The sequence below is a fragment of the Streptomyces sp. B93 genome (genome assembly GCF_018070565.1).
Classification (GTDB): domain Bacteria; phylum Actinomycetota; class Actinomycetes; order Streptomycetales; family Streptomycetaceae; genus Streptomyces.
The window spans coordinates 44,236-70,371 of record NZ_JAGPXL010000031.1 but is presented as its reverse complement, the minus strand read 5'-3'; the positions used below and the strand labels follow the sequence as shown (position 1 = coordinate 70,371).

General features: G+C 71.2%; 23 protein-coding genes. 13 read left to right on the top strand and 10 right to left on the bottom strand.

Going from position 1 to position 26,136, the window contains the following annotated elements:
* Position 1 precedes the first annotated feature (1 nt).
* The 4 genes from KBY47_RS25585 to KBY47_RS25570 form a co-directional block, all read right to left on the bottom strand.
* Positions 2 to 1,975: a kelch motif-containing protein gene (locus KBY47_RS25585; RefSeq protein ID WP_210924669.1), complete on the bottom strand. Its 1,974-nt coding sequence runs from the start codon at positions 1,973 to 1,975 to the stop codon at positions 2 to 4.
* A gap of 3 nt (positions 1,976 to 1,978) precedes the next feature.
* Positions 1,979 to 3,793, bottom strand: coding sequence for a glycosyltransferase family 2 protein (locus tag KBY47_RS25580; protein ID WP_210924728.1), 1,815 nt, complete (start codon positions 3,791 to 3,793; stop codon positions 1,979 to 1,981).
* A 389-nt stretch (positions 3,794 to 4,182) separates the two neighbouring features.
* On the bottom strand, positions 4,183 to 4,476 hold the full coding sequence (locus KBY47_RS25575; protein ID WP_210924668.1) for an MTH1187 family thiamine-binding protein: 294 nt from the start codon (positions 4,474 to 4,476) through the stop codon (positions 4,183 to 4,185).
* Positions 4,473 to 4,817 (bottom strand): DUF3817 domain-containing protein, encoded by a 345-nt coding sequence (locus KBY47_RS25570; RefSeq protein ID WP_210924667.1) that lies wholly within the window; start codon positions 4,815 to 4,817, stop codon positions 4,473 to 4,475. The genes KBY47_RS25575 and KBY47_RS25570 overlap by 4 nt, the downstream gene beginning before the upstream one ends.
* A 173-nt stretch (positions 4,818 to 4,990) precedes the next feature.
* Here KBY47_RS25570 and KBY47_RS25565 point away from each other — a divergent pair, with 173 nt between their 5' ends.
* From KBY47_RS25565 to KBY47_RS25550, 4 genes are all read left to right on the top strand, one after another.
* Positions 4,991 to 5,623, top strand: a complete 633-nt coding sequence (locus KBY47_RS25565; RefSeq protein ID WP_210924720.1) for an AIM24 family protein — start codon at positions 4,991 to 4,993, stop codon at positions 5,621 to 5,623.
* A gap of 1 nt (position 5,624) precedes the next feature.
* Positions 5,625 to 6,275, top strand: a complete 651-nt coding sequence (locus KBY47_RS25560; protein ID WP_210924666.1) for an AIM24 family protein — start codon at positions 5,625 to 5,627, stop codon at positions 6,273 to 6,275.
* Between the two features lie 20 nt (positions 6,276 to 6,295).
* The gene (locus tag KBY47_RS25555; RefSeq protein WP_210924718.1) at positions 6,296 to 7,051 is read left to right on the top strand and encodes an AIM24 family protein; all 756 of its coding nucleotides are present in this window, start codon (positions 6,296 to 6,298) and stop codon (positions 7,049 to 7,051) included.
* Between the two features lie 92 nt (positions 7,052 to 7,143).
* Positions 7,144 to 7,620: a MarR family winged helix-turn-helix transcriptional regulator gene (locus tag KBY47_RS25550; RefSeq protein WP_210924665.1), complete on the top strand. Its 477-nt coding sequence runs from the start codon at positions 7,144 to 7,146 to the stop codon at positions 7,618 to 7,620.
* A 63-nt stretch (positions 7,621 to 7,683) separates the two neighbouring features.
* On the opposite strand, the gene meaB is transcribed toward KBY47_RS25550, so the two are convergent.
* Both meaB and KBY47_RS25540 read right to left on the bottom strand, forming a co-directional pair.
* Positions 7,684 to 8,643, bottom strand: coding sequence for a methylmalonyl Co-A mutase-associated GTPase MeaB (gene meaB / locus KBY47_RS25545; protein WP_210924664.1), 960 nt, complete (start codon positions 8,641 to 8,643; stop codon positions 7,684 to 7,686).
* Positions 8,644 to 8,695: 52 nt separating this feature from the next.
* Positions 8,696 to 9,901, bottom strand: a complete 1,206-nt coding sequence (locus KBY47_RS25540) for an acetyl-CoA C-acetyltransferase (RefSeq protein WP_210924663.1) — start codon at positions 9,899 to 9,901, stop codon at positions 8,696 to 8,698.
* A 147-nt stretch (positions 9,902 to 10,048) separates the two neighbouring features.
* On the opposite strand from KBY47_RS25540, the gene mce reads away from it, so the two are divergent.
* The 7 genes from mce to KBY47_RS25505 all read left to right on the top strand — a co-directional run bounded on the left by mce (position 10,049) and on the right by KBY47_RS25505 (position 19,740).
* On the top strand, positions 10,049 to 10,489 hold the full coding sequence (gene mce / locus KBY47_RS25535) for a methylmalonyl-CoA epimerase (protein WP_210924662.1): 441 nt from the start codon (positions 10,049 to 10,051) through the stop codon (positions 10,487 to 10,489).
* A gap of 209 nt (positions 10,490 to 10,698) precedes the next feature.
* Positions 10,699 to 14,544 (top strand): polarized growth protein Scy, encoded by a 3,846-nt coding sequence (gene scy, locus KBY47_RS25530; RefSeq protein WP_210924661.1) that lies wholly within the window; start codon positions 10,699 to 10,701, stop codon positions 14,542 to 14,544.
* Between the two features lie 182 nt (positions 14,545 to 14,726).
* A complete protein-coding gene (locus KBY47_RS25525) occupies positions 14,727 to 15,662 on the top strand; it encodes a cellulose-binding protein (protein ID WP_210924660.1) in 936 nt (311 codons plus the stop codon).
* 85 nt (positions 15,663 to 15,747) lie between these two features.
* Positions 15,748 to 16,710, top strand: a complete 963-nt coding sequence (locus KBY47_RS25520) for an ABC transporter ATP-binding protein (protein ID WP_210924659.1) — start codon at positions 15,748 to 15,750, stop codon at positions 16,708 to 16,710.
* Between the two features lies 1 nt (position 16,711).
* Entirely contained in the window at positions 16,712 to 17,482 is a 771-nt protein-coding gene (locus KBY47_RS25515; protein WP_210924658.1) for an ABC transporter permease, read from the top strand.
* Positions 17,483 to 17,626: 144 nt separating this feature from the next.
* A complete protein-coding gene (locus KBY47_RS25510; RefSeq protein WP_210924656.1) occupies positions 17,627 to 18,907 on the top strand; it encodes an ABC transporter ATP-binding protein in 1,281 nt (426 codons plus the stop codon).
* Complete coding sequence (locus KBY47_RS25505; protein ID WP_210924654.1) at positions 18,904 to 19,740, top strand: ABC transporter permease; 837 nt, start codon at positions 18,904 to 18,906, stop codon at positions 19,738 to 19,740. Before KBY47_RS25510 ends, KBY47_RS25505 begins: the two co-directional genes overlap by 4 nt.
* Before the next feature lie 9 nt (positions 19,741 to 19,749).
* Here the strand turns inward: KBY47_RS25505 and KBY47_RS25500 are convergent, their stop codons facing one another.
* Entirely contained in the window at positions 19,750 to 20,082 is a 333-nt protein-coding gene (locus tag KBY47_RS25500) for an ATP/GTP-binding protein (RefSeq protein ID WP_210924652.1), read from the bottom strand.
* Positions 20,083 to 20,314: 232 nt separating this feature from the next.
* Between KBY47_RS25500 and KBY47_RS25495 the strand changes: the two genes are divergently transcribed.
* Positions 20,315 to 21,343, top strand: coding sequence for an LLM class flavin-dependent oxidoreductase (locus KBY47_RS25495; RefSeq protein ID WP_210924650.1), 1,029 nt, complete (start codon positions 20,315 to 20,317; stop codon positions 21,341 to 21,343).
* Between the two features lie 121 nt (positions 21,344 to 21,464).
* Here KBY47_RS25495 and KBY47_RS25490 read toward each other — a convergent pair whose 3' ends face one another.
* On the bottom strand, positions 21,465 to 21,857 hold the full coding sequence (locus tag KBY47_RS25490; protein WP_210924648.1) for an SCO5389 family protein: 393 nt from the start codon (positions 21,855 to 21,857) through the stop codon (positions 21,465 to 21,467).
* A 299-nt stretch (positions 21,858 to 22,156) separates the two neighbouring features.
* Between KBY47_RS25490 and nucS the strand changes: the two genes are divergently transcribed.
* A complete protein-coding gene (nucS, locus tag KBY47_RS25485) occupies positions 22,157 to 22,828 on the top strand; it encodes an endonuclease NucS (protein ID WP_210924646.1) in 672 nt (223 codons plus the stop codon).
* 63 nt (positions 22,829 to 22,891) lie between these two features.
* On the opposite strand, the gene KBY47_RS25480 is transcribed toward nucS, so the two are convergent.
* Entirely contained in the window at positions 22,892 to 25,453 is a 2,562-nt protein-coding gene (locus KBY47_RS25480; protein ID WP_210924643.1) for an ATP-binding protein, read from the bottom strand.
* 254 nt (positions 25,454 to 25,707) lie between these two features.
* The gene (locus KBY47_RS25475; RefSeq protein ID WP_210924641.1) at positions 25,708 to 26,031 is read right to left on the bottom strand and encodes an STAS domain-containing protein; all 324 of its coding nucleotides are present in this window, start codon (positions 26,029 to 26,031) and stop codon (positions 25,708 to 25,710) included.
* Positions 26,032 to 26,136 lie beyond the last annotated feature (105 nt).

Below are 26,136 nucleotides of genomic sequence, written 5' to 3'. Positions count from 1 at the left end.
CTCATGTGACGTGCAGCCACTTCGCCTCCGACGGAGTGCCCTCCTCGTCCGTCACGAACAGCATGTACCAGCCGGGCGGCACCAGCGTGCGGTCCTTCGGCACCTCGAAGGTCACCGACTTCCCGTTCTTGGTCATGGGCAGGTCGATCGAGCGCTGTTCGACGTCCGTGGTGTGCGTGACCGCGCTCGGACGCATCAGACGGGCGCTGGCGATGCGCTCGGGGTGGTCGGTGCGGAAGGTCACCCGGTCGTCGGCGTCCGGCTTCCGCGGGCCGTCCCCGAGGGCCGGGCGGGTGGCGGCGTTCTTGTGCAGCGCGGGCGGCGTGAAGACCTCCATGCGCTGCTCGAAGTGGCCGAGCTTGGTGTTCTGCTGGTCGTCGAAGAGCGGGTCCGAGCCGAAGGTGGCCACCCTTCCGTCGGGCAGCAGCAGCGCCTCGGAGTGGTAGTTGCGGCCGATGGTGGGCGCGGCGGCCTCACGGAAGGCGTTGGTCTTCGGGTCGTAGAACTGCGCCTTGAAGATGTTGCTGGCGCTGCGGCCGCGGTAGTCCTTGGAGCCGTTGGTGGTGAAGACCGAGTCGTCGGGCATGATCACGCTGTTGAGGTAGCGGGTGCCCTGGGGGAGGTCCGGGCCGTCCTCGAAGACCGGGTTCTCCTTGGTGAGGTCGACGACGGCGGTGCGGGCCGTGGACTTCTTCGACTCGCCCACTCCGCCGCCGCCGAGGATCATCACCTTCTGGTCCTGGGCGGGGGGCAGGAGCAGGGAGGCCGCGGTCTCGGTCTGGTCGGCGTCCTTCAGGCCGGGCACGCGCTGGAAGGTGTTCTTCTTCAGGTCCCACAGGCCCGGCTCGCGGCCCTGGTCGGCGGGGCCGTAGCCCGCGTTCGCGGCGGGGTAGAACAGCTTGCCGCCCTTGGTGAGGAAGAGGGCCGGGTAGGTGGGGAAGTAGCGTTTGGGGCCCGGCGTCCACTTCTTCGTCCCGGGGTCGTAGATCTCGTTGTCCCCCGGATCGATCATGCCTACGTCGTCCAGGCCGGAGACCGCGAGGATGCGGCCGTCCTCCAGGCCGACCAGGGTCGGGTACCAGCGGGCCTTGTCCATCGGCTCCACCGGGACGTACTTCTCCGCCTTCGGGTCGAACTCGTAGGCGGCGCGGATGCCCTGGAAGTCCTGCTTGTCGAGGGTGATCTTCTCGGAGAGGCCGTAGACGTTCGCCGCGTCCTTGCCCTTCAGGCCGACGACCTCGTACTGCGCCTGCCGCTCCGTGACCGACAGCGGGCCCTTCTCGACAGCCTCGACGAAGACCCGTGCCTCGCTCGCGGTGACCTTGGTGCGCCAAGGCTGCATGACGCCGCGGTCGTCGTACGTGATGTCGAAGCTGCGCTTGGCCTTCGGGACGGTGACGTCGAACTTGGTGACGTACTCGACGCCCGCCGGGGAGCGGAAGCGGGTGCCCTTCTTGAGGACGACCGCCTTGTCCGGGCTCTCGTTCTTGACGCGCATGCCGCCGCCCGCGCGGGTCACCTCGCCGTCGAGGAGTTCGTAGCGGGCGGTGCCGCCCGCTACCAGGAGGCGGCCGTCGGGGAGTTGGGCGTGGCCCGCGCAGAAGAAGTCGTCGGGGGTCTCGATCTTCTTGAAGGTGTTCCGCTTCGGGTCCCAGAGGATGGTCTCGAACTCGCCCTTGTCGAACTTGCGCTGCTCGTTGCCCGAGCCCGCGACGATGAGCACCTTGCCGGTGTGCAGGAGCGCGGCGTGGATGGCGTTGGTGCGGAACTCCTCCGGGATGCCGACCTGGCTCCAGGAGCCGTAGCGCGCCTTGTACTCGGGCTGGGCGATCTTGTACGCGTGGTACTTGTCGCCCGCGAAGTCCAGGGCGGCGGGGGCGTTGAGGGCGGCCAGGACGACCAGGCCGCCGATGCCGAGGACGGTCTTCTTGGTCTTCTTCGCCGTCCTGGACTTCTGCCGGGGGTGGTAGGCCATGGCCTAGTTACCTCCTGTGGTGGTGCTGGAGACGGTGGTGGAGACGGTGCTGGAGACCGGGTTCACGGCGGGGGCCGGTTTGCCTATCGGGGTGGGAGTGGGAGTGGGAGTGGCGGTGGGGGTGGGCGCGGGGGCTGCGGTGGGGCGGGGCTCCGTGTGGCGGGTGAGGAGCCAGACCGTCACCGGGGCCAGGGAGATCACCAGGGCCAGGGTCGCCCAGGTGCGCATCGCCACGTGGGTGTGGTCGAGGACGACGGACGCGGTGAGGGAGGCGGCGAGGAGGGCCGCCCAGCCGAGGTGGATGCGGAAGGTGAGGAGGCGGTCGGGGCTGGTGCCGCCGCCCTTGGGGGTGACGACGAAGCGGCTGGGGCGGCGCAGGACCGCCTCACCGAGGGACTTGAGGTAGATCGGGGCGGAGAGCGCGGACATCGCCATGCCCGCGAGGCCGCCGGAGCCCTCGGGTTCGTGCGGGGAGACGTTGTGGCGGCGGTTCCAGAGGTAGAGGCCGACCTGGAGGGCGGCGGCGTCGCTGTAGAGCATCAGCCAGACCGAGGCGGCCACCTGGGTGCCGGAGGCGCCGAACCAGAGGAAGAGGAAGCAGGACAGGATGCCGAGGAGCCAGTTGACGGCCGTCATCGGGTAGTAGACGAGCATCAGGGTGTAGGAGAGGAAACGGCCCGGGGGCATTCGGAAGGGGGCCTTCCAGTACTGCCTGATGAGCGTCTCGTAGGTGCCCCGGGACCAGCGCATCTGCTGGGTGAAGAAGTCGGTCCAGGAAGCGGGGCCCTCCCCTACGGCGAGCACGTCCGGGGTGTAGACGGAGCGCCAGTGCCTGCCGGTGAGGGGGTTGCGGGTGCGGTGCAGCTCGAAGCCGGTGGCCATGTCCTCGGTGATGGAGTCGTAGAGGCCGCGGATCTGTTTGACGGCGGCGATGCGTACGACGTTGTTGGTGCCGACGAACATGGGGGCGCGGTAGCGGTTGCCCGCGCGCTGGATGAGGGCGTGGAAGAGGAACTGCTGGGACTCGGCGGCCTTGGTGACGGGGTTGTGGTAGTTGCCGTACACCTGAGGGCCGACGACGAAGGCGACGTCGGGGTCGCGGAAGTAACCCATCATCCTGGTGAGGAAGTTGGGCAGGGGGACGTGGTCGGTGTCGACGGAGGCGAAGAAGTCGTACTCGTCGCCGTGCATCGCGATCCAGGCGTTGTAGTTGCCGTGCTTGGTACGGGCCTTGTGGACGCCGGTGGGGCGGTTCCACTCCGGGACGCCGTGGCGGGTGAAGTGGCGTACGCCCAGTTCGGCGCAGAGGGCCTTGGCGGTGGGGTCGTCGCCCTCGTCGAGGAGCCAGACGTCCAGGGGGCCGGTGTGCTGGATGCGGACGGCACCCTCGAGGGTGGCGCGGACCATGGAGAGTGGTTCCTTGCCGGGGACGTAGGTGGTGAGGAAGGCGACGCGGGTGCCGGGTTCGGGGGGCACGGGGACGGGGTCGCGGGCGACCAGGGTGGCGTGGGCTACCGAGGCGACGTTGACGAGCATGAACAGCTCGATGAGCGCGATGGCTACCAGCATGGTGGTGTCCAGGCCGATCAGCCATCGGTCGGCGCCCTCGCGTTCGACCCAGTGGGTCGGCCAGACGAGGTAGACGAGCAGGGCGCCGGTGAGGATCGGCGCGAGCGTCATCAGGAGGACGGCTCGTATTCGGTGGGGCTCCTGGGAGAGCAGCGAGGTGTACTGCACCCGGTACGGCGCGCCGGACGCCTCCCTGAGCGGCCCGGCGAGCTGGCTGTGGGTGTCGTAGTCATAGCCCTCCGGCCGCACAGCGCCCTCCAGTGATTGATCGAACGAGTCGATATCCTCACGAAAGTGCACTTTTGAGGACGTGTCGAACTGGGGGCGTCCAGGTGGGTGTGCGGGAGCCGGGTGCCTGCGGCGGCCCGTGTCCGTCCGGTGGGTGGCGGGCGTCGCGCTGCCGGTGGGGGTGGGTCGGGGCCGCGCCGGGGGTGTCCGTCCTCGGAACCGCGCGATCTGCCAACTGGGTTGCCAACGGGGTTTTCCGCGCGAACCACTGCGGGCGGACACCCCCGACACGTCCCCTTCCGTGACACGGCGGGTGCGGGCACGCGGTGGCTCGCCGCCGTGGCTGCGGGCAGTCGTGCCGCAGGGTGGCGCGGGTGGGCGCACCCCCGGTCCGCTCCCGCGCCGCCGGGCTATGGGGACAGGTGTCGTTCCACCGTCTCGACCTTGGTCGTGAGGCCGTCCGTCACGCCGGGGCGGATGTCCGCCTTGAGGACGAGGGAGACACGGGGCGCACGCGCCTCCACCGCGGCGACGGCGCGCCGGACGACGTCCATGACCTCGTCCCACTCCCCCTCGACGGACGTGAACATCGCGTCCGTGCGGTTCGGCAGCCCGGACTCGCGTACGACCCGCACCGCGTCCGCGACGTACTCCCCGACGTCCTCGCCGACGCCCAACGGCGTCACGGAGAAGGCGACGATCACGCGTTCACGATCCCTTCCTTGCGGGCGCGCGAGGCGATGACCGCGCTCTCGGCCTCACGCCGCAGCCGCCGGTCCGCGAAGAAGCCGCCGGCCGGCAGGACGGAGAGGACGAAGTAGAGGAGCGCCGTCTTGACGGACCAGGTGGCCCGGTTCCAGGCGTCGGCCCAGAAGATCACGTAGAGGACGAAGAGGAGCCCGTGGATCGCGCCCATGACCGGCACCGCGTTGAAGTCCGTGGTGCGCTTGAGCACCGAGCAGACCAGGAGCAGGAGGAAGGACACGGCCTCGGGGGTCGAGACCAGTCGGAGCCGGCGGAGGGCGGAGGCGGTCTTGATGTCCACGGGTCACCTTCGGGTGGGAGAGACTCGGCGATCTTTGTGAATGGGTGCACAAAGGTTCGTTCATTGTGGCAAACGCCCGCAGCCCGATGCCCCTAGGGGGGTGGTCAGGGTGGAGGTGGGGCTGTGGGCCCTGTTGGCGGAGGGTGCGCTGCGGCTACCGTCGCAGCGTGGCGATGTTCCGACTTCAGGGCAGCAAGGTGCTGGCCGTCGAGATGACCGGTGACGCCGTGAAGGCGAAGAACGGCTCGATGGTGGCGTACGACGGCCAGATGGCGTTCAAGAAGATGAGTGGGGGTGGGGAGGGGCTGCGGGGGATGGTGACCCGGCGGCTCACCGGGGAGCAGATGACGGTGATGGAGGTGAAGGGGCACGGGACGTGCTGGTTCGCGGACCGGGCCTCGGACATCAACCTGGTCGGCCTCCAGGGGGACACGCTGTACGTGGAGTCGAGCAATCTGCTCGTGACCGACGCCGGGCTGCGGACGGGGACCGAGTTCACCGGGCTGCGCGGCGCCTCGCAGGGCAACGGGCTGTTCACGACGAAGGTCGAAGGGCACGGGCAGGCGGCGATCATGTCGGACGGGCCCGCTGTGGTGCTGCGGGTCAGCGCGCAGTATCCGCTGACCGTGGACCCGGGGGCGTATGTGGCGCATCAGGGGAATCTGCGGCAGTCGTTCCAGTCCGGTGTGACGTTTCGCACCCTGATGGGGGAAGGCGGGGGCGAGGCCTTCCAGATGCGGTTCGAGGGGGACGGGCTGGTGTACGTCCAGCCCAGTGAGCGGAACACGATCGCGGGGGATGTGTGAGATGGGCTTCCGTGAGGTCAACTCGAAGATGATCGAGGCGACCGTCGCGCCGGGGCAGCGGCTGTTCAGTCAGCGCGGCGCGATGCTCGCCTACCAGGGCGAGGTGTCGTTCACGCCCAATATGCAGAGCGGGCAGGGCGGGGTGATGTCGATGATCGGGCGCCGGGTGGCGAACGAGGACACCCCGCTGATGACCGTGGAGGGCAGCGGCACCGTCTTGTTCGGGCACGGTGGGCACCACATCGAGGTGATCAACCTCAGCGGGGACACCTTGTACGTGGAGGCGGACCGGCTGCTGGCCTTCGAGGGCACGCTCCAGCAGGGGACGATGTTCATGGGGGCGCAGGGCGGGGTCATGGGGATGGTCCGGGGCCAGGTGACGGGGCAGGGGTTGTTCACGACCACCCTGAAGGGGCACGGCGCCGTGGCCGTGATGGCGCACGGGGGCGTGTTCCAGGTGCCGATCACCCCGCAGCGGCCGGTCCATGTGGACCCGCAGGCGTATGTCGCGCACTACGGCGACGTACGCAACAAGCTGTCCACCGCGCTGGGCTGGCGGGACATGGTGGGCCGTGGGTCGGGTGAGGCGTTCCAGCTGGAGCTGAGCGGGAGCGGTGCGGTGTTCGTGCAGGCGTCCGAGGAGAAGTTGTGACAGCGGTGATCCATGACCCGATGAGCCTGCCGGTCGACGACAACGTGGACTCGTACACCTTCTGTGTGGAGCTGAAGGGGAGCCAGTGGTTCCTTCAGAAGGGGAAGATGATCGCCTACTACGGGTCGATCGAGTTCAACGGCATCGGGCACGGGCGGCTGGACCGGCTGGTGCGCACGTCGTTCCATTCGCCGTTGCACGCGAGCGACTGGGTGGTGGCCGAGGGCTCGGGCAAGATGCTGCTCGCCGACCGGGCCTTCGATGTGAACTCGTACGACCTGGAAGACGGCAATCTGACCATTCGCTCGGGCAACCTGCTCGCTTTTCAGCCAAGTCTTTCGCTCAAGCAGTCGATCGTGCCGGGTTTTCTGACGCTGATCGGAACCGGGAAGTTCGTGGCCGCATCCAACGGTCCGGTGGTGTTCATGGAACCCCCGATCCGGGTGGACCCGCAGGCGCTCGTCGGCTGGGCCGACTGCCCGTCGCCGTGCCACCACTACGACCACGGGTACATGACGGGTGTGATGGGCGGTCTACGTGCACTGACGGGGCTCGGCGGGGCCTCTGGGGAGGAGCATCAGTTCGAGTTCGTCGGGGCGGGGACGGTACTGCTCCAGTCGACCGAGACACTCATGCCCGAGCAGGCCACCGGGGTGACTCCACAGCAGGCCGGGGTACCGGGCGGCGGAGGCCTGACCGGGGGGCATGGGCCGCAGTCGGGGGCACCGCGCCTTCCCGGACAGCTGGGGGACCTCCAGCGTCGCTTCGGGCTGTGAGCGGTAGTCTGCGGAGTGTGACATCGAACGCGTGCGCACCGTCACACCACGTCAGTTAGTTCACCTTTCAACATCTTAGGTAGACTTCATTTATGGAGACCGAGACGGCCACGCGCTGGCTGACCGATGCGGAGCAGTGTGCCTGGCGCACCCACCTGGAGGTCAACAGGCTGTTGACCTACCAGCTCGAGAAGGACCTCCAGCCGTTCGGCCTGACGATGAACGACTACGAGATCCTGGTGAATCTCTCCGAGTCGGAGGATTTGCGAATGCGGATGAGCGACCTCGCGTCCGCCACCCTCCAGTCCAAGAGCCGCCTCTCGCACCAGATCACTCGGATGGAGAACGCCAACCTGGTGCGCCGTGAGAACTGCGAGTCCGACCGCCGCGGGCTCTACGCCGTTCTCACCGAGCACGGCATGGAGACGATGAAGAAGGTGGCGCCCCATCATGTGGCGTCCGTCCGCAGACACTTCATCGATCTGCTCAACCCCGAGGCCCTGACCCAGCTCGACAAGGCCCTCAAGCCGATCGCGGAACACCTGCGGGGGCACCGCGGCCGTCCCTGATCCGGCCGCCGAAAAGGCGCTGCCCCCACCGGGTGGGTGGGGGCAGCGGAGCCTGCAGACCGGTCAGGGGGACTGGGTCAGGCCCGTGACCAGTTCGTCCGCGGCGCGGTAGGGGTCCAGGGCCCCCGTGACGATGCGTTCCGCCAGGGTGCTGAGGCGGCGGTCGCCGTGCAGGTCGCCGATGCGCTCGCGGAGCGTGGTGACGGCGATGGTCTCCACCTCGCGGGCCGCGCGGGCGTGACGGCGTTCGGTGAGGACGCCGTGCTCCTCCATCCAGGCGCGGTGCTTCTCCAGCGCCTCCACGACCTCGTCGACGCCCTCGGATCTCGCCGCGACCGTCTTGATGATCGGCGGGCGCCAGTCGCCGGGGGCGCGGGCCTCGCCCAGGCCCAGCATGTGGTTCAGTTCGCGGGCCGTGGCGTCGGCGCCGTCGCGGTCGGCCTTGTTGACGACGTAGACGTCGCCGATCTCCAGGATTCCGGCCTTGGCGGCCTGGATGCCGTCGCCCATGCCAGGGGCGAGGAGGACGACGGAGGTGTCCGCCTGGGAGGCGATCTCCACCTCCGACTGGCCGACGCCCACCGTCTCCACCAGGATCACGTCGCAGCCCGCCGCGTCCAGGACGCGGATGGCCTGGGGGGCCGCCCAGGCGAGGCCGCCCAGATGGCCCCGGGTGGCCATGGAGCGGATGTAGACGCCGGGGTCGGAGGCGTGCTCCGACATGCGGACGCGGTCGCCCAGCAGGGCGCCTCCCGAGAACGGGGACGACGGGTCGACGGCCAGGACGCCGACCCGCTTGCCCTGCTTGCGGTACGCCGTGACCAGAGCGGAGGTGGAGGTCGACTTGCCCACGCCCGGTGAGCCGGTCAGGCCGACGACGTAGGCGTTGCCGGTCAGCGGGGCCAGCGCCGCCATGACCTCCCTGAGCTGCGGGGACGCCCCCTCCACCAGGGAGATGAGGCGGGCCACGGCACGCGGCCGTCCCTCCCTCGCCTGGGTCACCAGCGTGGAGACGTCCTGCATCACAGCTCCGTTCACGAGAGGTTCGATCGGATGGGACCGGCCGGGGCCGTGCCTACGCCTTGGGTACCCGGACGATCAGCGCGTCACCCTGACCGCCGCCGCCGCACAGCGCGGCCGCGCCGACGCCGCCGCCGCGGCGCTTCAGTTCGAGGGCCAGGTGGAGGACCAGACGGGCGCCGGACATGCCGATCGGGTGACCGAGGGCGATCGCGCCGCCGTTGACATTCACCTTTTCCGTGGACACGCCGAGGTCCTTCATTGACTGCACGGCGACCGCGGCGAAGGCCTCGTTGATCTCGATGAGGTCCAGGTCGGAGACGTCCAGGCCCTCCTTCTTCAGGGCGTGCAGGATCGCGTTCGACGGCTGCGACTGGAGGCTGTTGTCGGGGCCCGCCACATTGCCGTGCGCGCCGATCTCGGCGATCCAGTCCAGGCCCAGTTCCTGCGCCTTGGCCTTGCTCATCACGACCACGGCGGCGGCGCCGTCGGAGATCTGCGAGGAGGTGCCCGCGGTGATGGTGCCGTCCTTGGTGAAGGCCGGGCGCAGCCTGCCGAGGGACTCGGCGGTGGTGTCGGCGCGGATGCCCTCGTCCTTGCTGAACAGGACCGGGTCACCCTTGCGCTGCGGGATCTCGACCGGGGTGATCTCGGCCTCGAAGATGCCGTTCTTCTGCGCGGCGGCGGCGCGCTGGTGGGAGAGGGCGGCGATCTCGTCCTGCTCGGCGCGGCCGAGGCCGAGGCGGGCGTTGTGCTTCTCGGTGGACTCGCCCATGGGGATGTTCTCCCAAGGGTCGGTGAGACCGTCGTACGCCATGGCGTCGAGCATCTGGACCGCGCCGTACTTGAAGCCCTCGCGGGACTTCGGCAGCAGGTGCGGGGCGTTGGTCATGGACTCCTGGCCGCCCGCGACGACGATGTCGAATTCGCCCGCGCGAATCAGCTGGTCCGCGAGGGCGATCGCGTCGAGGCCGGAGAGGCAGACCTTGTTGACGGTGAGTGCCGGTACGTTCATCGGGATGCCCGCCTTGACGGCGGCCTGGCGGGCCGGGATCTGCCCTGCCCCGGCCTGGAGCACCTGCCCCATGATGACGTACTGGACCTGGTCGCCACCGATCCCCGCACGGTCGAGGGCGGCCTTGATCGCGAAGCCGCCCAGGTCGGCTCCGGAGAAGGACTTCAGCGAGCCGAGCAGCCGCCCCATCGGGGTGCGGGCACCCGCGACGATGACGGACGTCGTGCCGTTCGTTGCAGAAGACATGAGCTGCGATCCCCTTACCGGCTGCACAGCCGAGGAGTGAACGAGGGTTTACTTCGAATGTACTGATGGCACTCCGTGCCGTCACCGGGCCGTCGGTGTGATCGCTGGCACGTTGCGTAACCACCCCGGGAGCGCTGCACTGAATCCATGCTGACGCGAATCGACCACATCGGAATCGCCTGCCACGATCTCGACGCGACCGTCGAGTTCTACCGGGCCACGTACGGCTTCGAGGTGTTCCACACCGAGGTCAACGAGGAGCAGGGCGTGCGCGAGGCCATGCTCAAGATCAACGATACGTCGGACGGCGGCGCCTCGTACCTCCAGCTGCTGGAGCCGACCCGGGACGACTCCACCGTCGCGAAGTGGCTGGCCAAGAACGGGGAGGGCGTCCACCACATCGCTTTCGGTACGGCGGACGTGGACGCGGACGCCGACGCCGTCAGGGAAAAGGGCGTACGCGTTCTGTACGAAGAGCCCCGACGCGGCTCCATGGGGTCACGGATCACCTTCCTGCACCCCAAGGACTGCCACGGGGTACTCACAGAACTGGTCACTTCGGCGCCTGTTGAGTCACCTGAGCACTGATGCTCGTACATAGGGGCCGGTAGGGTTGGGTGCGGTCGCCGCCCACCCAGTGGTGACCGCATTCCGGGGTCCGGGTTTCGGGGGACGAGCGTCGGGGCAGCAGCCCGTGCTCCGCCGTTGATCTGACACCATTCCCCGGGGGCCCCGTTCGGCGGATGGACGGTGCTCGTTGGAGAGACTTGCGACCAGGGGACGGATGGGACCGCGCAGTGCGGGGCTACGAGAGCCAGGAGCGAGAGCCGGCGGCTGACGTCGACCACCTCACTCGGTTCGAAGCCGAGATGAAACGGCTGAAGACCGAGCGGGAAAAGGCGATCCAGCACGCCGAGGACCTCGGCTACCAGGTCGAGGTGCTGCGGGCCAAGCTGCACGAGGCCCGCCGCACCCTGATGACCCGGCCTGCCTACGACAGCGCCGACATCGGCTACCAGGCCGAACAGTTGCTGCGCAACGCGCAGATGCAGGCCGACCAGATCCGCGCCGACGCCGAGCGCGAGCTGGGCCAGGCCCGGGCGCAGACCCAGCGCATCCTCCAGGAGCACGCCGAGCAGGCCGCCCGGCTCCAGGCCGAACTGCACCAGGAGGCGGTGACCCGCCGCCAGCAGCTGGACCAGGAGCTGGCCGAGCGGCGGCAGACCGTCGAGTCGCACGTCAACGAGAACGTGGCGTGGGCCGAGCAGCTGCGGGCCCGCACCGAGTCGCAGGCGCGGCGCCTGCTGGACGAGTCGCGGGCCGAGGCCGAGCAGGCGATGGCGGCGGCGCGGGCGGAGGCCGAGCGGCTGACCTCCGAGGCGCGGCAGCGCCTCCAGAGCGAGGCGGAGGCGGCGCGGGCGGAGGCCGAGCAGCTGCTGCGCCGGGCCCGCGCCGACGCGGAGCGGCTGCTGAACGCGGCCTCCACGCAGGCGCAGGAAGCCACCGACCACGCGGAGCAGCTGCGCAGTTCGACGGTGTCCGAGTCGGACGCCGCCCGCCGCCAGGCGCAGGAGCTGAGCCGGGCCGCCGAGCAGCGGATGACGGAGGCCGAGGAGGCGCTGCGCAAGGCGCAGGCCGAGGCGGAGAAGCTGGTCACCGAGGCCAAGGAGGCCGCGAGCAAGGCGCTCACCAGCGCCGAGGCCGCCAACGAGACGCGCACGCGGACGGCCAAGGAGCAGGTCGCCCGGCTGGTCACGGAGGCCACCAAGGAGGCCGAGGCCACCAAGGCGGAGGCCGAGCAGCTGGTCGCCGACGCCCGCGCGGAGGCCGAGAAGATCGTCGCGGAGGCCGCGGAGAAGGCCCGTACGATCACCGCCGAGGAGACCGCGAGCCAGCTGGCCAAGACGGCCCGGACCGCCGAGGACGTCCTGAACAAGGCGTCCGAGGACGCCAAGAACACCACCCGAGCCGCCGCCGAGGAGGCCGAGCGCATCCGCCGGGAGGCGGAGGCCGAGGCGGACCGGCTGCGGGCCGAGGCGCATGACATCGCCGAGCAGCTCAAGGGCGCGGCGAAGGACGACACCAAGGACTACCGCGCCAAGACCGTCGAACTCCAGGAGGAGGCGCGGCGGCTGCGCGGCGAGGCCGAGCAGCTGCGCGCGGACGCGGTCGAGGAGGGCGAGAAGATCCGCGCCGAGGCCCGCAAGGAGGCCGTGGCGCAGATCGAGGAGGCCGCGAAGACCGCCGAGGAGCTGCTCGCCAAGGCGAAGGCGGACGCCGACGAGCTGCGGCAGGCCGCGACCGCCGACAGCGAGAAGGTCCGCACCGAGGCCATCGAGCGGGCGACGACGCTGCGCCGCCAGGCCGAGGAGACCCTGGAGCGCACCCGCGCGGAGGCCGAGCGGCACCGCGCCGAGGCCACCGAGCAGGCCGAGGGCATCACCGCGGACGCCGAGCGAGCCGCGCGCGAACTGCGCGAGGAGACCGAGCGGGCCGTGGAGGCGCGTCGGGCGGAGGCCGCCGACGAGCTGACGCGGCTGCACACCGAGGCCGAGGAGCGCCTCGCCGCCGCCGAGCAGTCGCTGAGCGACGCCCGGGCGGAGGCGGAGCGGATCCGCCGGGAGGCCACGGAGGAGACCGAGCGGCTGCGCACCGAGGCCGCGGAGCGGATCCGCGCGCTTCAGCAGCAGGCCGAGACGGAGGCGCAGCGGCTGCGGGACGAGGCCGCCTCGGACGCGTCCGCGTCCCGTGCGGAGGGCGAGGCCGTCGCGGTCCGGCTGCGGTCGGAGGCGGCGGCGGAGGCCGAGCGGCTGAAGTCGGAGGCGCAGGACAGCGCCGACCGGGTACGGGCGGAGGCGCAGGCCGCCGCCGAGCGGCTGGCGACGGAGGCGTCCGAGACGCTGACGGCGGCGCAGGAGGAGGCCGCCCGGCGCCGTCGGGAGGCGGAGGAACTGCTGGGCGCGGCCCGGCAGGAGGCCGACCAGGAGCGGCAGCGGGCCCGCGAGCAGAGCGAGGAGCTGCTGGCGTCGGCGCGCAAGCGCGTGGAGGACGCACAGGCCGAGGCCGTACGGCTGGTCGAGGAGGCGGACCGGCGGGCCACGGAGATGGTGTCGGCGGCCGAGCTCCACGCCCAGCAGGTGCGCGACTCGGTCGCGGGGCTGCACGAGCAGGCGCAGGAGGAGATCCAGGGCCTGAGGTCGGCGGCCGAGCACGCGGCGGAGCGCACGCGCCGCGAGGCCGAGGAGGAGGCGGACCGGGTCCGCGCGGACGCCTACGCCGAGCGGGAGCGGGCCAGCGAGGACGCGGGCCGGGTGCGGCGGGAGGCGAGCGAGGAGGCCGAGACCGCGAAGTCGCTCGCCGAGCGGACGCTGGCGGAGGCCGCCGCGGAGGCGGACCGGCTGCGGACGGACGCCAGCGAGCACGCCCAGCGGGTGCGCACCGAGGCGTCGGACACCATCGCGCAGGCCGACCAGGACGCGGCACGCACGCGTGCGGACGCCCGGGAGGACGCCAACCGGATCCGTTCGGACGCGGCGGCCCAGGTGGACACGCTCATCACCGAGGCGCGTGCCGAGGCGGAGCGGCTGACCACCGAGACGGCGGCGGAGACCGAGCGGCTGCGCCTGGAGGCGAAGTCCCGCGCGGAGAAGCTGGTCGGGGACGCCACGGACGACGCGGAGCGGCTGCGCGCGGAGGCCGCGGAGACGATCGGTTCGGCGCGCCAGCACGCGGAGCGGATGCGCGGCGAGGCCGAGCGGGTCAGGGCGGCGGCCGCCGAGGAGGCGGAGCGGCTGACGTCGACGGCGCGCGAGGAGGCCGAGCGCACCCTGGACGAGGCGCGCCGGGACGCCAACAAGCGGCGTTCGGAGGCGGCCGAGCAGGTCGACACGCTGATCTCGGAGACGGCCGCGGAGGCCGACAAGCTGCTGGCGGAGGCGCAGGAGCAGGCGCTGAAGACCACCGCGGACGCGGAGTCCCAGGCGGACACGATGGTCGGCGCGGCCCGCAAGGAGGCCGACCGGCTGGTCTCGGAGGCGACGGTCGAGGGCAACTCGCTGGTGGAGAAGGCCCGTACGGACGCGGACGAGCTGCTCGTCGGCGCCCGCCGGGACGCCACGGCGATCAGGGAGCGGGCGGAGGAGCTGCGCGCCCGGATCACCGGTGAGATCGAGGAGCTGCACGAGCGGGCCCGCCGGGAGGCGGCGGAGACCATGAAGTCGACGGGCGACCGCTGCGACGCGCTGATCAAGGCCGCCGAGGAGCAGCTGGCCAAGGCGCAGGCCAAGGCGAAGGAGCTGGTGTCGGAGGCCAATTCGGAGGCGGGCAAGGTCCGGATCGCCGCGGTGAAGAAGGCGGAGGGCCTGCTGAAGGAGGCCGAGCAGAAGAAGGCCACCCTCGTGCGGGAGGCGGAGGAGCTGAAGGCGGAGGCGATCCGCGAGGCGAAGCGGACCGTCGAGGAGGGCAAGCGGGAGCTGGAGGTGCTGGTGCGCCGCCGCGAGGACATCAACGCGGAGATCTCCCGGGTCCAGGACGTGCTGGAGGCTCTGGAGTCCTTCGAGGCCCCGTCGGCCCCCAAGGACGGCGTCAAGGCGGGCGCCACGGTGGGGGCCCCACGTTCGGGTGGCAAGTCGTCGGACGGGTAGCGCGGAGGTCCGATTCCGGTGTTTTCTTGAGCCTTTGACCGACTCTTTGGCAAGCAGTCCGGCGTCCAGCCACCCAAAAGGGGTCACATTCTCCAGATCAAACACGTATCCGCGTGATGACACGCCGTTCTGACCCCTAGGATTCCCCTATCACCTCACCGGTCTCATTCGACAGGAACCCCATGAGCGACACTTCCCCCTACGGCTTCGAGCTTGTGCGGCGTGGATACGACCGCGCTCAGGTGGACGAACGTATCTCCAAGCTCGTCTCCGACCGTGACAGCGCTCTCGCCCGCATCACCGCTCTGGAAAAGCGCATCGAGGAGCTGCACCTCGAGACGCAGAACGCCCAGGCTCAGGTCACCGACGCCGAGCCGTCGTACGCCGGTCTCGGCGCGCGTGTCGAGAAGATCCTGCGCCTCGCCGAGGAAGAGGCGAAGGACCTGCGCGAGGAGGCCCGGCGCGCGGCCGAGCAGCACCGCGAGCTGGCCGAGTCGGCGGCCCAGCAGGTGCGCAACGACGCCGAGTCGTTCGCCGCCGAGCGCAAGGCCAAGGCCGAGGACGAGGGCGTCCGCATCGTCGAGAAGGCCAAGTCCGACGCCTCCCAGCTGCGGGCCGAGGCGCAGAAGGACGCGCAGTCCAAGCGCGAGGAGGCGGACGCGCTCTTCGAGGAGACCCGCGCCAAGGCCGCGCAGGCCGCCGCCGACTTCGAGACCAACCTCGCCAAGCGCCGCGAGCAGTCCGAGCGTGACCTGGCGTCCCGTCAGGCCAAGGCCGAGAAGCGCCTCGCCGAGATCGAGCACCGCGCCGAGCAGCTCCGTCTGGAGGCGGAGAAGCTGCGCACCGACGCCGAGCGCCGTGCCCGCCAGACGGTGGAGACCGCGCAGCGCCAGGCCGAGGACATCGTGGCCGACGCCAACGCCAAGGCCGACCGGATCCGTTCGGAGTCCGAGCGCGAGCTGGCCGCCCTCACCAACCGCCGCGACTCCATCAACGCCCAGCTGACGAACGTGCGCGAGATGCTCGCCACGCTCACGGGCGCCGCGGTGGCCGCCGCCGGTACGCCGGCCGAGGACGAGCCGATCTCCCGCGGGGTGCCCGCCCAGCAGTCCCGGTAACGATCCGGCGTACGGCTGACGAACACCAGCGAAGCCCTCTGCCACTGGGGTGGCAGAGGGCTTTGTCCCGTTTTAGCGTGGCCGCATGATCGAGCTGGAGGGGCTGACCAAGCGGTACGGCGAGAAAGTGGCCGTCAACAACCTCACCTTCGCCGTCCGACCGGGCATCATCACCGGGTTCCTCGGTCCCAACGGCGCGGGCAAGTCCACCACCATGCGGATGATCCTCGGCCTGGACCACCCCACCGCCGGGGACGTCCGCATCGACGGCAGGCACTACGAGGAGCTGCGGGACCCGCTGACGTACATCGGCGCCCTGCTCGACGCGAAGGCGGTGCACGGCGGGCGCAGCGCCTACCACCACCTCCTCTGTCTGGCGCAGAGCAACGGCATCCCCGAGCAGCGCGTGCACGAGGTGCTGGACACCGTCGGTCTCACGGCGGTCGCGCGGAAGAAGGCCAAGGGGTTCTCGCTCGGCATGGGCCAGCGGCTCGGCATCGCCGCCGCGCTCCTCGGTGACCCGCGCATCCTGATGTTCGACGAGCCGGTCAACGGGCTCGACCCCGAGGGCATCCACTGGATCCGCAACCTGATGAAGTCGCTGGCCGCGCAGGGCCGTACCGTGTTCGTCTCCTCCCATCTGATGAGCGAGATGGCGCTGACCGCGGACCACCTGGTGGTGATCGGCCAGGGGCGGCTGCTCGCCGACACCTCCATGGCCGACTTCATCGCCCGCAACTCGCGCAGTTACGTACGCATCCGCAGCCCCCAGCGCGAGCGGCTGCTCGATGTGCTGCACGAGGCCGGGATCACGGTCGTGGAGTGCGGCAACGGGCACCTGGAGGTGGACGGCGAGAAGTCCGAGCGGATCGGGGAGCTGGCCGCCCAGCACCATGTCGTGCTGCACGAGCTGAGCCCGCAGCAGGCCTCCCTGGAGGAGGCGTTCATGCAGCTGACGGCGGAGTCGGTGGAGTACCACGCGCACGACGGGACGGCTGAGACTCCCGTGGAGCGGCAGCAGTGGGGCGAGAGCTGGAGGAGGGGCTGAGATGGCGGCGACCCAGGTCGTACGGTCCGAGTGGACCAAGATCCGGTCGGTGGCGTCCACGGTGTGGACGCTCTCCCTGGCGGTGCTGGTCACCATCGCGCTCGGCATGCTGATCTCGGCGCTGTCGAAGAACGAGTACGACAACCTGAGCGCGCGCGACCAGCTCTCCTTCGACCCCACCTTCATCAGCTTCGCCGGGATGAGCCTCGGTCAGCTCGCGATGATCGTGTTCGGGGTGCTGGTGGTCTCCAACGAGTACTCGTCGGGCATGATCCGCACCTCGCTGGCCGCCGTACCGCAGCGCGGCACCCTGCTGTTCAGCAAGGTCGCGGTCGCCACCCTGCTCGCCCTCGTCGTGGGGATGGCCACCAGCTTCGCGGCCTTCTTCCTCGGGCAGGCGATGCTCGGCGACCTGCGGGCCCAGATCGGGGACCCGGGCGTGCTGCGGGCGGTGCTCGGCGGCGGCCTCTACATGACGCTGATCGCGATGTTCTCGATGGGCGTGGCCGCGATGCTGCGCTCGCCGATGCTGTCGCTGGGCATCCTGATGCCGTTCTTCTTCCTGATCTCCAACATCCTCGGCAATGTCTCGGCCACCGAGAAGATCGGCCGCTATCTGCCCGACCAGGCGGGCAGCAAGGTGATGCAGGTGGTCACCCCGGTCGACGACGACACCCCCTACGGCCCCTGGGGCGGCCTCGGGATCATGGTGCTGTGGGTGATCGCCGCGCTCGTCGGCGGCTACGTACTGCTCAAGCGGCGGGACGCATAGCGACGGCGGGTCCCCGGTCGGGACCGGTCGGGGCACGATCGGGTTTTACTCGCCCTTGGCCGGAACCGTCAGCGCCTCGATATCCTCCTAACCCTTACGGGGGCGTGTGCCCCGCTGTCCTGAACCTTTCGATGGGTGCGGAGCATGATCGAGGCAGTCGGCCTGACCAAGCGCTACGGCGACAAGACCGCTGTGTACAACCTTTCCTTCCAGGTGCGACCCGGCGCCGTCACCGGCTTCCTCGGCCCCAACGGGTCCGGCAAGTCGACGACCATGCGCATGATCCTCGGCCTGGACAACCCGACCGCGGGCCAGGTGACGATCGGCGGCTATCCCTACCGGAAGCTGCCGAACGCGCCCCGTCAGGTCGGCGCGCTGCTCGACGCCAAGGCCGTGCACGGCGGCCGGTCGGCCCGCAACCACCTGCTCTCCCTCGCCCAGCTGTCCGGCATCCCCGCCCGCCGGGTGGACGAGGTGCTCGGTGTGGTCGGCCTCCAGGACGTGGCCAAGCGGCGCTCCAAGGGCTTCTCCCTCGGCATGGGCCAGCGGCTCGGCATCGCCGCCGCGCTCCTCGGCGACCCCCAGGTGCTGCTCTTCGACGAGCCGGTCAACGGGCTCGACCCCGAGGGCATCCTCTGGGTGCGGAACCTGATGAAGGCGCTCGCGGCGGAGGGCCGTACCGTCTTCGTCTCCTCCCACCTGATGAGCGAAATGGCGCTGACCGCCGACCACCTCATCGTCATCGGGCGCGGACAGTTGCTCGCCGACATGAGCGTGCAGCAGTTCATCGCCGCGAACTCCGCGGGGTTCGCGCGCGTGCGGACGCCGGACAGCGAGCCGCAGCAGCGCGAGAAGCTGACCGTGGCGATCACCGAGGCAGGCGGTCAGGTGCTGCCCGAGCAGGACAGGGCGCTGCGGGTGACGGGTCTCGCGCTGCCCCGCATCAGTGACATCGCGCACGAGGCGGACGTACGGCTGTGGGAGCTGTCGCCGCACCAGGCCTCCCTGGAGGAGGCGTACATGCGGATGACACAGGGCGCGGTGGACTACCGGTCCACGGCCGACCAGAAGGCGGGGCTGATGCAGGCACCGCCGCCCGGCGCCGCCCAGCCGGTGATGCCGGTGCCCGGCCAGGGGCAGCCGGGCTGGTACGCCCCGCCGCCGCCCCAGCAGGGCGGGCCGGGGTACGGCGCGCCGGGGGCGCCGGCGGGCAATCCGTACCTCCAGGGGGCGCCCGCCGCTCCCCAGGAGGCCCCGGCCACCCCGCCGCAGGCGCCCGCCGCTCCGCAGGGCGCGCCCGCCCCGCAGCAGCCGCCGTCCGCCCCGCAGCAGCCCGCGCAGGCTCCCGCGTCTCAGGCGCCCGCCCCTGAGCAGACCCAGGAACCCACCCCCACCGACCTGAACAAGCCCGAGGACGTTCGATGAGCACGCCGCAGACTCCGGTGCCCGCGGGGCCGTACCCCGGCTACACGTCACCGATCCCCGTCAAGCCCACGCACCTGGGCCATGCGATCGCCTCCGAGTGGACCAAGATCCGTTCGGTGCGCTCCACGATGTGGACGCTCGGGGTCTTCGTCCTGCTGGTCGTCGGGATCGGTCTGCTGGCCGGGTTCCTGGTGTCCGGCTCCTCCGAGGGCGACCTCGGCGGTGAGAGCGCGCTGGCGCTGGGCTTCTTCGGGCTGCTGCTGGGCACCATGTGCATCATCACGCTCGGCGTGCTGACGACCGCCTCCGAGTACGGCACCGGCATGATCCGCACCACCATGACCGCGTGCCCGAGCCGGGGCCGGGTGCTGGCGGCGAAGGCGATCGTGTTCTTCACGCTGGCGTTCGTGGTGACGCTGGTGTCCGCCGGGTTCGTCGCGCTGGTGCAGGTGAGCCTGGTGACCGAGGCCAGGGAACCGACCGGCGCGGAGTGGCTGAAGGGCACCGTCGGCGTCTCGCTCTACATCGCGCTGCTCGGGCTGCTCTCGCTCGTCGTCGGCTCGATCATCCGGCACTCGGCGGGCGCCATCACCGTCATGATCGCCGCGGTGCTCGCCCCGCTGGTGATCGCGCTGTTCATGTTCGCGTCGTCGCTGGAGGGCCTGCGCGAGGCACTCTTCGAATACTCGATCCCCAACCAGCTGAGCATCTTCTACGCCAACTCGCTGTCGGAGTCCGGTCCGTCGGGCTGGGACCCGCTGTGGATCATCCTCGGGGTGACGGCCGTCGCCTTCGCGGGCGCCGTGGCGCTCCAGGAGCAGCGGGACGTGTAGCGAACGGGCTCAGAACCTCGGCGCGTTGCGGGACCGTCGTACCGATGTGGTGCGGCGGTCCCGTGCGTTCCAGCAGGCCTTGTGCCAGTGCCGGCGGTCGTCGACGCCCGCGTGCTCCGGCCAGGCCACCACGTGCGGCACGGCGGAGGGGATCAGCTGGTCGCAGCCGGGGCAGCGGTACGTCTTGCCCGCCGCGCTCGCCCCCGCCACGTGCCGCACGCTCCACTCCTCGCCCTGCCAGCGCTCCGTGGACTGCCAGCCGCCGTAGCGGCCCGGGCGGTCGTCCTCGGCGCTGGGGCCGGCGGCACCGGAGCCCTTGGGTCGATTGCGACGCGGGGACACGGGACACCTCACGGAGCTATACAGGTAACGGGGCCACATCAAGCCTACGCGGGCCCGGCACGGGTACGCGGACGCCGTGATCCTCGCATTTCCCCCGTCGAAGCCCCGTACCGCACCGCACATTTGGCAGACAATCCGCAAATCCCTTCGCCAAGCCGTGTCCTCGGCACGTGTCAGACGGTTATGCCGAGTGGGGGAGCTCCGTGTCGGAGCCAAGGAAGCAGGAAGTGCGATGCGCGTAGGAAGTTTCGTGTTGGCGGCCCGGTTCCCGGGTCAGGGCCAGGGGGAGGCGCTGCACCGCGCGGTCCGCTCCGCCGAGGTGGCCGAGGAAGCGGGGCTCGACTCGGTCTGGCTGGCCGAGCACCATTTCGTGCCGTACGGCAGCTGTCCGTCGGCGATCACCCTGGCCGGGCTGCTGCTCGGCCGCACCGAGCGGATCCGGGTCGGTACGGCGGTCAGCGTGCTGTCCACCCAGCACCCCGTGGCACTCGGCGAGCAGGCCGCGCTGCTGCACATGACGTCCGGCGGGCGCCTCTCGCTGGGCGTCGGACGGGGCGGGCCGTGGGTGGACCTGGAGGTGTTCGGAACCGGTCTCGAGGCCTACGAGAAGGGGTTCCCGGAATCACTCGATCTGCTGGTGCGCTGGCTGCGCGAACCCACCGTCGAGGCCACCGGTGAGCACTTCCGCTTCCGCTCCGTGCCCGTCGTACCGCGGCCGTCGGAGTCCCTGACGGCCACCGAGGGCCCCGAGGTGCTCGTCGCCTGCACCTCCCCGGCGAGCGTGCGGCTGGCCGCCGAGCGCGGACTGCCCATGCTGCTCGGGATGCACGTGGGCGACGAGGAGAAGGCCGAGATGGTCGCCCTGTGGCGGCAGCACGCGCGCGCCGTCGGCCGACCGCCGGACGAGATCGCCCATGCCGGCCATGTCTCGGCCGGGGTCTGCCAGATCGCGGACCGGCGCACCGACGCGGTGGAGACCCTGACGAAGGCGCTGCCGGGCTGGCTGAAACAGGGGCTTGAGGCCCATGTGACGGTCGACGGCCGGGAGCGCCGGATGCGCGATCCGCTGGCCTACACCGAACTGCTCTGCGGCCTGCACCCGGTGGGCACCCCACGGCTGTGCGTCGACCGGCTGGCGGCCTCCAGCGAGCGCACCGGGATCTCCCGCTTCGCCCTGCTGGTGGAGGGCTCCGGCGACCTGGCGGCAACCGAGGAGAACGTACGACGGCTGGGGGCCGAGGTGCTGCCGCAACTGCGGTGAGCGTGCGGCGAGGTGAGCGTGTGGCCCCTCGCCGCAGGCGGGGCGAAGCCGCGGCGGGCTTGCCGCTCCGGTACTGACTGCACCTCCCGCGTACGGAGCGGCAAGCCGGCGGCTCACCGCGTCAGCAGTCCCGCAGTTCCGGAGACTGGTTCAGCAGCTGTCCGCGGACCGACGTGAAGCGGGCCAGCCTGTCGTCCGCCGAGGCGTCCAGCGGGAACACCGCCACCCGGTGGCAGTTCTGGAAGGCCAGCCGCACACCGAAGTGCCGCTGGAGCGCGCCACGGATGGCGTCACTCGCGAGCGCGCGCAGCAACTGGCCGCGCGCCTGCTCGTCCGGCGGGGGCGTCTGGTTGTCGGCGAACTCTCCGCCGTCCACCTTCAGCTGGGCCACCAGGGAGCTGATCATCTCCCATGCGTAAGGCAGGGAGGTCCGGACGCAGTCGACGAAGTCAGCTTCGTCGACCTCGCCTCGCTCGGCCTGTTCGAGTAGGGCCGGTGAGACGTCGAGCGACATGGGTTCTCCTCTCGCACCCCCAAACGGCAGGGGTTGCCGGACAGGTATGGGAGACCGCGACCTTGGACACGCTCAGTACACACATCGCGACCTCCCGTTTAATACGGTAGGCAACTGCCGGAGGCGGCACCAGGAGAATGCGCACACAGACAGCTGTCAGTAGGCGCACAATCGGCCACGAACGAACAGGAGTGTTCCGGGAGAACTGGGGCGTCCGGTGCGCGCCCACGGGTTGGCGGAGGCGGGCGGGAGGCAGGCGAATCGCGTGCGCCGGGGGGCGTCGAGTAGCGTTGCCGACCATGCGTCTCGTCATTGCCCGATGCTCCGTCGACTACGCCGGACGACTCACCGCCCATCTTCCCTCGGCGCCCCGTCTGATCCTGGTCAAGGCGGACGGCAGCGTCTCGATCCACGCGGACGACCGGGCCTACAAGCCCCTCAACTGGATGTCGCCGCCCTGCACCCTGAAGGAGGGGACCGGCGACGAGGAAGGCGTCTGGACCGTCGTCAACAAGGCGGGCGAGAAGCTCATCATCACCATGGACGAGGTCCTGCACGACTCCTCGCACGAACTCGGCGTGGATCCTGGCCTGATCAAGGACGGCGTCGAAGCCCACCTCCAGGAACTGCTCGCCGACCGCATCGAGACCCTCGGCGACGGCTACACCCTCATCCGGCGCGAGTACATGACCGCCATCGGACCCGTCGACATCCTGTGCCGGGACGCCGACGGGCAGACCGTCGCGGTGGAGATCAAGCGGCGCGGCGAGATCGACGGGGTGGAGCAACTCACCCGCTACCTGGAGCTGTTGAACCGCGACCCGCACCTCGCGCCGGTCCGCGGCATCTTCGCCGCCCAGGAGATCAAGCCCCAGGCGCGCGTCCTCGCCACCGACCGCGGCATCGGCTGCCAGGTCCTGGACTACGACGCCCTGCGCGGCATCGAGGACGACAAGCTGCGGCTGTTCTGACGCGGGAGGACACGGGGAGGACACAAGGAGGCTCCGCCCTGGCCGGGCGGAGCCTCCTTCGCGTCACATCACCGGCTCCTCGGTGTCCGGCGCACCCGCCTCGCCGTCCTCCGAGGCGCTCGCCGTCGTCTCCACCGGACCGCTGGCCGAGTCGGAGGTGATCGGCGTCTCCGGCGGCGTCTCCGAGTCGGACGGCTCAGGGTCGGGCGGAGGGGTCGTCGGCTCCTCGGTCTCCGTCGGCGGCGTGGTCGGCGTGGTGGGCGGCTTGGTCGAGGTCGACGGCGGCTTCGACGGCGACTTCGTGGGCGAGTCCGACGGACGCCCCGTACCCGTGCCCTGGGTGCCGCTCGGGGCGTCGGACGGCTCGGTCGGCGTCGTGCCGCCGGAGTGCGTCGGGGCCGGGTCGTCGGAGGTACCGGGCGTGCCGTCGGGGCCCGGTTCGGAGGCCCGGCTGGTCGCCGTACCGGTGTCGCTGTCGGTGTCCTGCCCGGCCTCCTCGGCGCCGAGGCTGCCGTCGTCGGTGCCCTGGCTGGCGGACGGGCCGCCGCCGACCTGGTCGGAGGGGTTGTCGGCGTCGTTGCTCGAGGTGGCGCCGAGCGTGACCACCGTGCCGAGCACGGCGGCCAGCAGGGCGCCCGCGCCCGCGGCGACGAGGTTGCGCTTGGCGAGGCCGCGCAGGCCGCCCCGGGAGTGCCGGTCGGGGCCGGGGTCCGCGGCGGACTGACGGGTCACCAGGGTGCCGGTGTCGGCGGGCCGCTTCAGCGGCGGGAAGGCCCCGAGCGCGGCGGGCGGCGGCGCGGACTCCTCGTGCGGCGCCGCGGGCACCTCCTCCCCCGCGGGCCCGAGGGCCGGGGGCAGGCCGGACCGGTCGGTGACCAGGGCGAGGGCTCGGCGGCCGGAGACGGTGCCGCGTTTGTCGGAGAGCGCGCCGCGCAGGCCGATGGCGGCCTCCAGTTCGGCGCGGGCCCGTTCCAGGCGCCCCTCGCACAGCGCGAGGACGCCCAGCTCATGGTGGAAGTAGGCCTGTTCGGCGACCTGGCCGGCGAGCCGGGAGGCCTCGGCGCCGGACCGCAGCGCCCGCTCCCAGGCGGTCCAGTGCAGCCCGGCGGCGAACGCGGGCGCGGCGGCGCGGGCCAGCTGGACGGTGGTGCTCTCCTCGTCCTCGGCGGGGGGCGTGGTGACCGGTACGAGGACGGCGAGCGCGGCGAGCACGGCGTCCGCCTCGGCACACACCCGCTCCGGGGTGACCGAGGGGTGTCCGGCCCACCAGCCGTAGTGCTGGGCGGCGGTGCGGGCCCGGTCCTCGATGTCGTCGGCGTACCCGGCGGCCTCCAGCTGGGTGCGCACCCCGGCGGCGAGCCGGTAGCGGGGGCCGACCGGGGAGACCAGCGCGCAGTCGAGCAGCTCGCCGAGCGCGGCGTCCGCGTGGGTGTCGCCGACGAGGGCGGGCAGATGGGCCTGGTGCGGGACCTCGCCGCCGAGGGCGACGGCGAACCGCAGGGTGTCGCGGGCCGATCCGCTGAGCCGGGAGGCGAGCAGTTCGGCGGGGGCGGCGCCCTCGGCGAGCGACGGCAGCGGGATGTCGTCGGCGCCGGTGGGGGCGCTGACCGAGGAACCGTCGACCGGCGCGTCGACCGGCGGGGCGTCCTCGAAGACGCCGAACTCGTCGATGGCGTCGGCCCCGGCGCGCAGCCGGTCGAGCTGCCGCAGCAGGGCTCCGGCCTGGACGAAGCGCAGCGGCAGGCCCTCGGACTCGAACCAGAGGTCGCCCGCCCAGTTGGCCTCCTCCTCGGTGAGGGGGCGGCCGACGGCCAGTTCGAGGAGTTCCAGGCCGCCCGCACGGTCGAGGCCGGGGAGCGTGACCTCCTCGATGTCGGCGTCCGCGGAGGGCGCGGGCACGTCGGGGGTGGCGGCGAACAGGAACGCGCACTCGGGGGTGGCGTCGAGGAGTTCGTCGAGGGCGGTGCCCCCGGCCTCCAGGTCGTCCACGACCACGACGGCGCCGATCTCCCGGACCAGTGCGAGCAGTTCGTCCGGTTCGGGGCGGTGGTGCGGGGCGTCGTGGACGGCGTAGAAGAGGTCGTGCAGCAGGTCGGCGGTGGTGCGGTGGAAGCCGGACAGGCGGACCACGCCGTCGGGCGCGAGGTCGGCGCAGTCGTCGGCGACGAGGTCGAGCAGACGGCTGCGGCCGGAGCCCGCGGGGCCGGTGAGGCGCACGGAGCGACCGCGGGCGAGGAGACGTACGAGCTGCTCGCGTTCGTCCTGGCGGCCGAGGAGCGGCAGTCCGGGCCGGGCGGGTCCGGCGGGGCCCGGTGGGCGGGCGGCGCGGTCGGCCTCGGCGCGCTGGGCGGCGGTCAGTTTCCGCGGGCGCTCGGGGCGTTCCGTCGGCGGGCAGGGTTCGATCTCACTGCCGTCGACGGGGTTGACGGTGAGCAGGAGTTCGCCGGTGACGAGTCGCACGGTGCGGGCGAGCGCGGGCGCGTGCTGGGCGAAGTCGGTGGCGAGGGGGTCCCTGGGCGGGCGCTGGCGCGGTGCGTGGCCTCCCCCGGTGTCGAATTCACTCGACTGGGAGGTGCCGCGACCGTCCTGGCCGTGGTCCTCGGGCCCCCGGGTGTTCGGGTCCATGGGTTTCAAGCCCCCCAAAGCGTCGTGTGCTCGTCCAGCCCCTCCCGGCCTCGCCGCACACTGCGCTGTCGCTGCTGGTCCGGTGCCCGCTCGAAGGGGTGTCGGTCTGTGGGGTTCCGGGCGGCGGGCAGACGAACCGTAAACCTTCGCTCAGTATCTACGACAGCCCGGGGTACCGAGCCGTCCGAGAGGTCACGGTCTCGTGAGGATTGTGCGCGTCGTGCGGATGGCCACCGTCGCGGCCGGACCGCGGGTCACACCCGGGGCAGCGACTCCAGGCCGATGCCGCCCTCGATGGCGAGGATGCGGTGCAATCGGGTGGCCACCAGCAGGCGCTGCATCTGGGGTGGCACGTCGCGCAGCACCAGCCGACGGCCGCAGCGGCCGGCTCTTCGGTGGGCCCCCATGATCACCCCGAGTCCGGTGGCGTCCCAGGAGTCCAGTTCGGACAGGTCGAGCACCAGGTCGCCGACTCCGTCGTCGACGGCCGAGTGCAGGACCGCACGGGCGTCCGCCGCGCTGCGGACGTCGAGGCGGCCCCCGACGACCAGCTCGGCGTGGTCGCCCCTGATGTGCATATGCGCTCCCGTGCGTGCGTCTCGTGCTCCGCGTCGTGATGTCTGGTGGTGCGTCCCGGTACTGTGTGCGGCCGTGCAACGGGTGGTGCGACAGATCTGCAAGCG

What these genes read in the sequence shown, in the direction of transcription:
- KBY47_RS25585 (WP_210924669.1), bottom strand. Translation starts at nt 1,975, where the DNA reads ATGGCCTACCACCCCCGGCAGAAGTCCAGGACGGCGAAGAAGACCAAG.
- KBY47_RS25565 (WP_210924720.1), top strand. Translation starts at nt 4,991, where the DNA reads ATGTTCCGACTTCAGGGCAGCAAGGTGCTGGCCGTCGAGATGACCGGT.
- KBY47_RS25560 (WP_210924666.1), top strand. Translation starts at nt 5,625, where the DNA reads ATGGGCTTCCGTGAGGTCAACTCGAAGATGATCGAGGCGACCGTCGCG.
- KBY47_RS25555 (WP_210924718.1), top strand. Translation starts at nt 6,296, where the DNA reads ATGAGCCTGCCGGTCGACGACAACGTGGACTCGTACACCTTCTGTGTG.
- KBY47_RS25550 (WP_210924665.1), top strand. Translation starts at nt 7,144, where the DNA reads ATGGAGACCGAGACGGCCACGCGCTGGCTGACCGATGCGGAGCAGTGT.
- meaB (WP_210924664.1), bottom strand. Translation starts at nt 8,643, where the DNA reads ATGCAGGACGTCTCCACGCTGGTGACCCAGGCGAGGGAGGGACGGCCG.
- KBY47_RS25540 (WP_210924663.1), bottom strand. Translation starts at nt 9,901, where the DNA reads ATGTCTTCTGCAACGAACGGCACGACGTCCGTCATCGTCGCGGGTGCC.
- mce (WP_210924662.1), top strand. Translation starts at nt 10,049, where the DNA reads ATGCTGACGCGAATCGACCACATCGGAATCGCCTGCCACGATCTCGAC.
- KBY47_RS25525 (WP_210924660.1), top strand. Translation starts at nt 14,727, where the DNA reads ATGAGCGACACTTCCCCCTACGGCTTCGAGCTTGTGCGGCGTGGATAC.
- KBY47_RS25520 (WP_210924659.1), top strand. Translation starts at nt 15,748, where the DNA reads ATGATCGAGCTGGAGGGGCTGACCAAGCGGTACGGCGAGAAAGTGGCC.
- KBY47_RS25515 (WP_210924658.1), top strand. Translation starts at nt 16,712, where the DNA reads ATGGCGGCGACCCAGGTCGTACGGTCCGAGTGGACCAAGATCCGGTCG.
- KBY47_RS25510 (WP_210924656.1), top strand. Translation starts at nt 17,627, where the DNA reads ATGATCGAGGCAGTCGGCCTGACCAAGCGCTACGGCGACAAGACCGCT.
- KBY47_RS25505 (WP_210924654.1), top strand. Translation starts at nt 18,904, where the DNA reads ATGAGCACGCCGCAGACTCCGGTGCCCGCGGGGCCGTACCCCGGCTAC.
- KBY47_RS25495 (WP_210924650.1), top strand. Translation starts at nt 20,315, where the DNA reads ATGCGCGTAGGAAGTTTCGTGTTGGCGGCCCGGTTCCCGGGTCAGGGC.
- KBY47_RS25490 (WP_210924648.1), bottom strand. Translation starts at nt 21,857, where the DNA reads ATGTCGCTCGACGTCTCACCGGCCCTACTCGAACAGGCCGAGCGAGGC.
- nucS (WP_210924646.1), top strand. Translation starts at nt 22,157, where the DNA reads ATGCGTCTCGTCATTGCCCGATGCTCCGTCGACTACGCCGGACGACTC.
- KBY47_RS25480 (WP_210924643.1), bottom strand. Translation starts at nt 25,453, where the DNA reads ATGGACCCGAACACCCGGGGGCCCGAGGACCACGGCCAGGACGGTCGC.
- KBY47_RS25475 (WP_210924641.1), bottom strand. Translation starts at nt 26,031, where the DNA reads ATGCACATCAGGGGCGACCACGCCGAGCTGGTCGTCGGGGGCCGCCTC.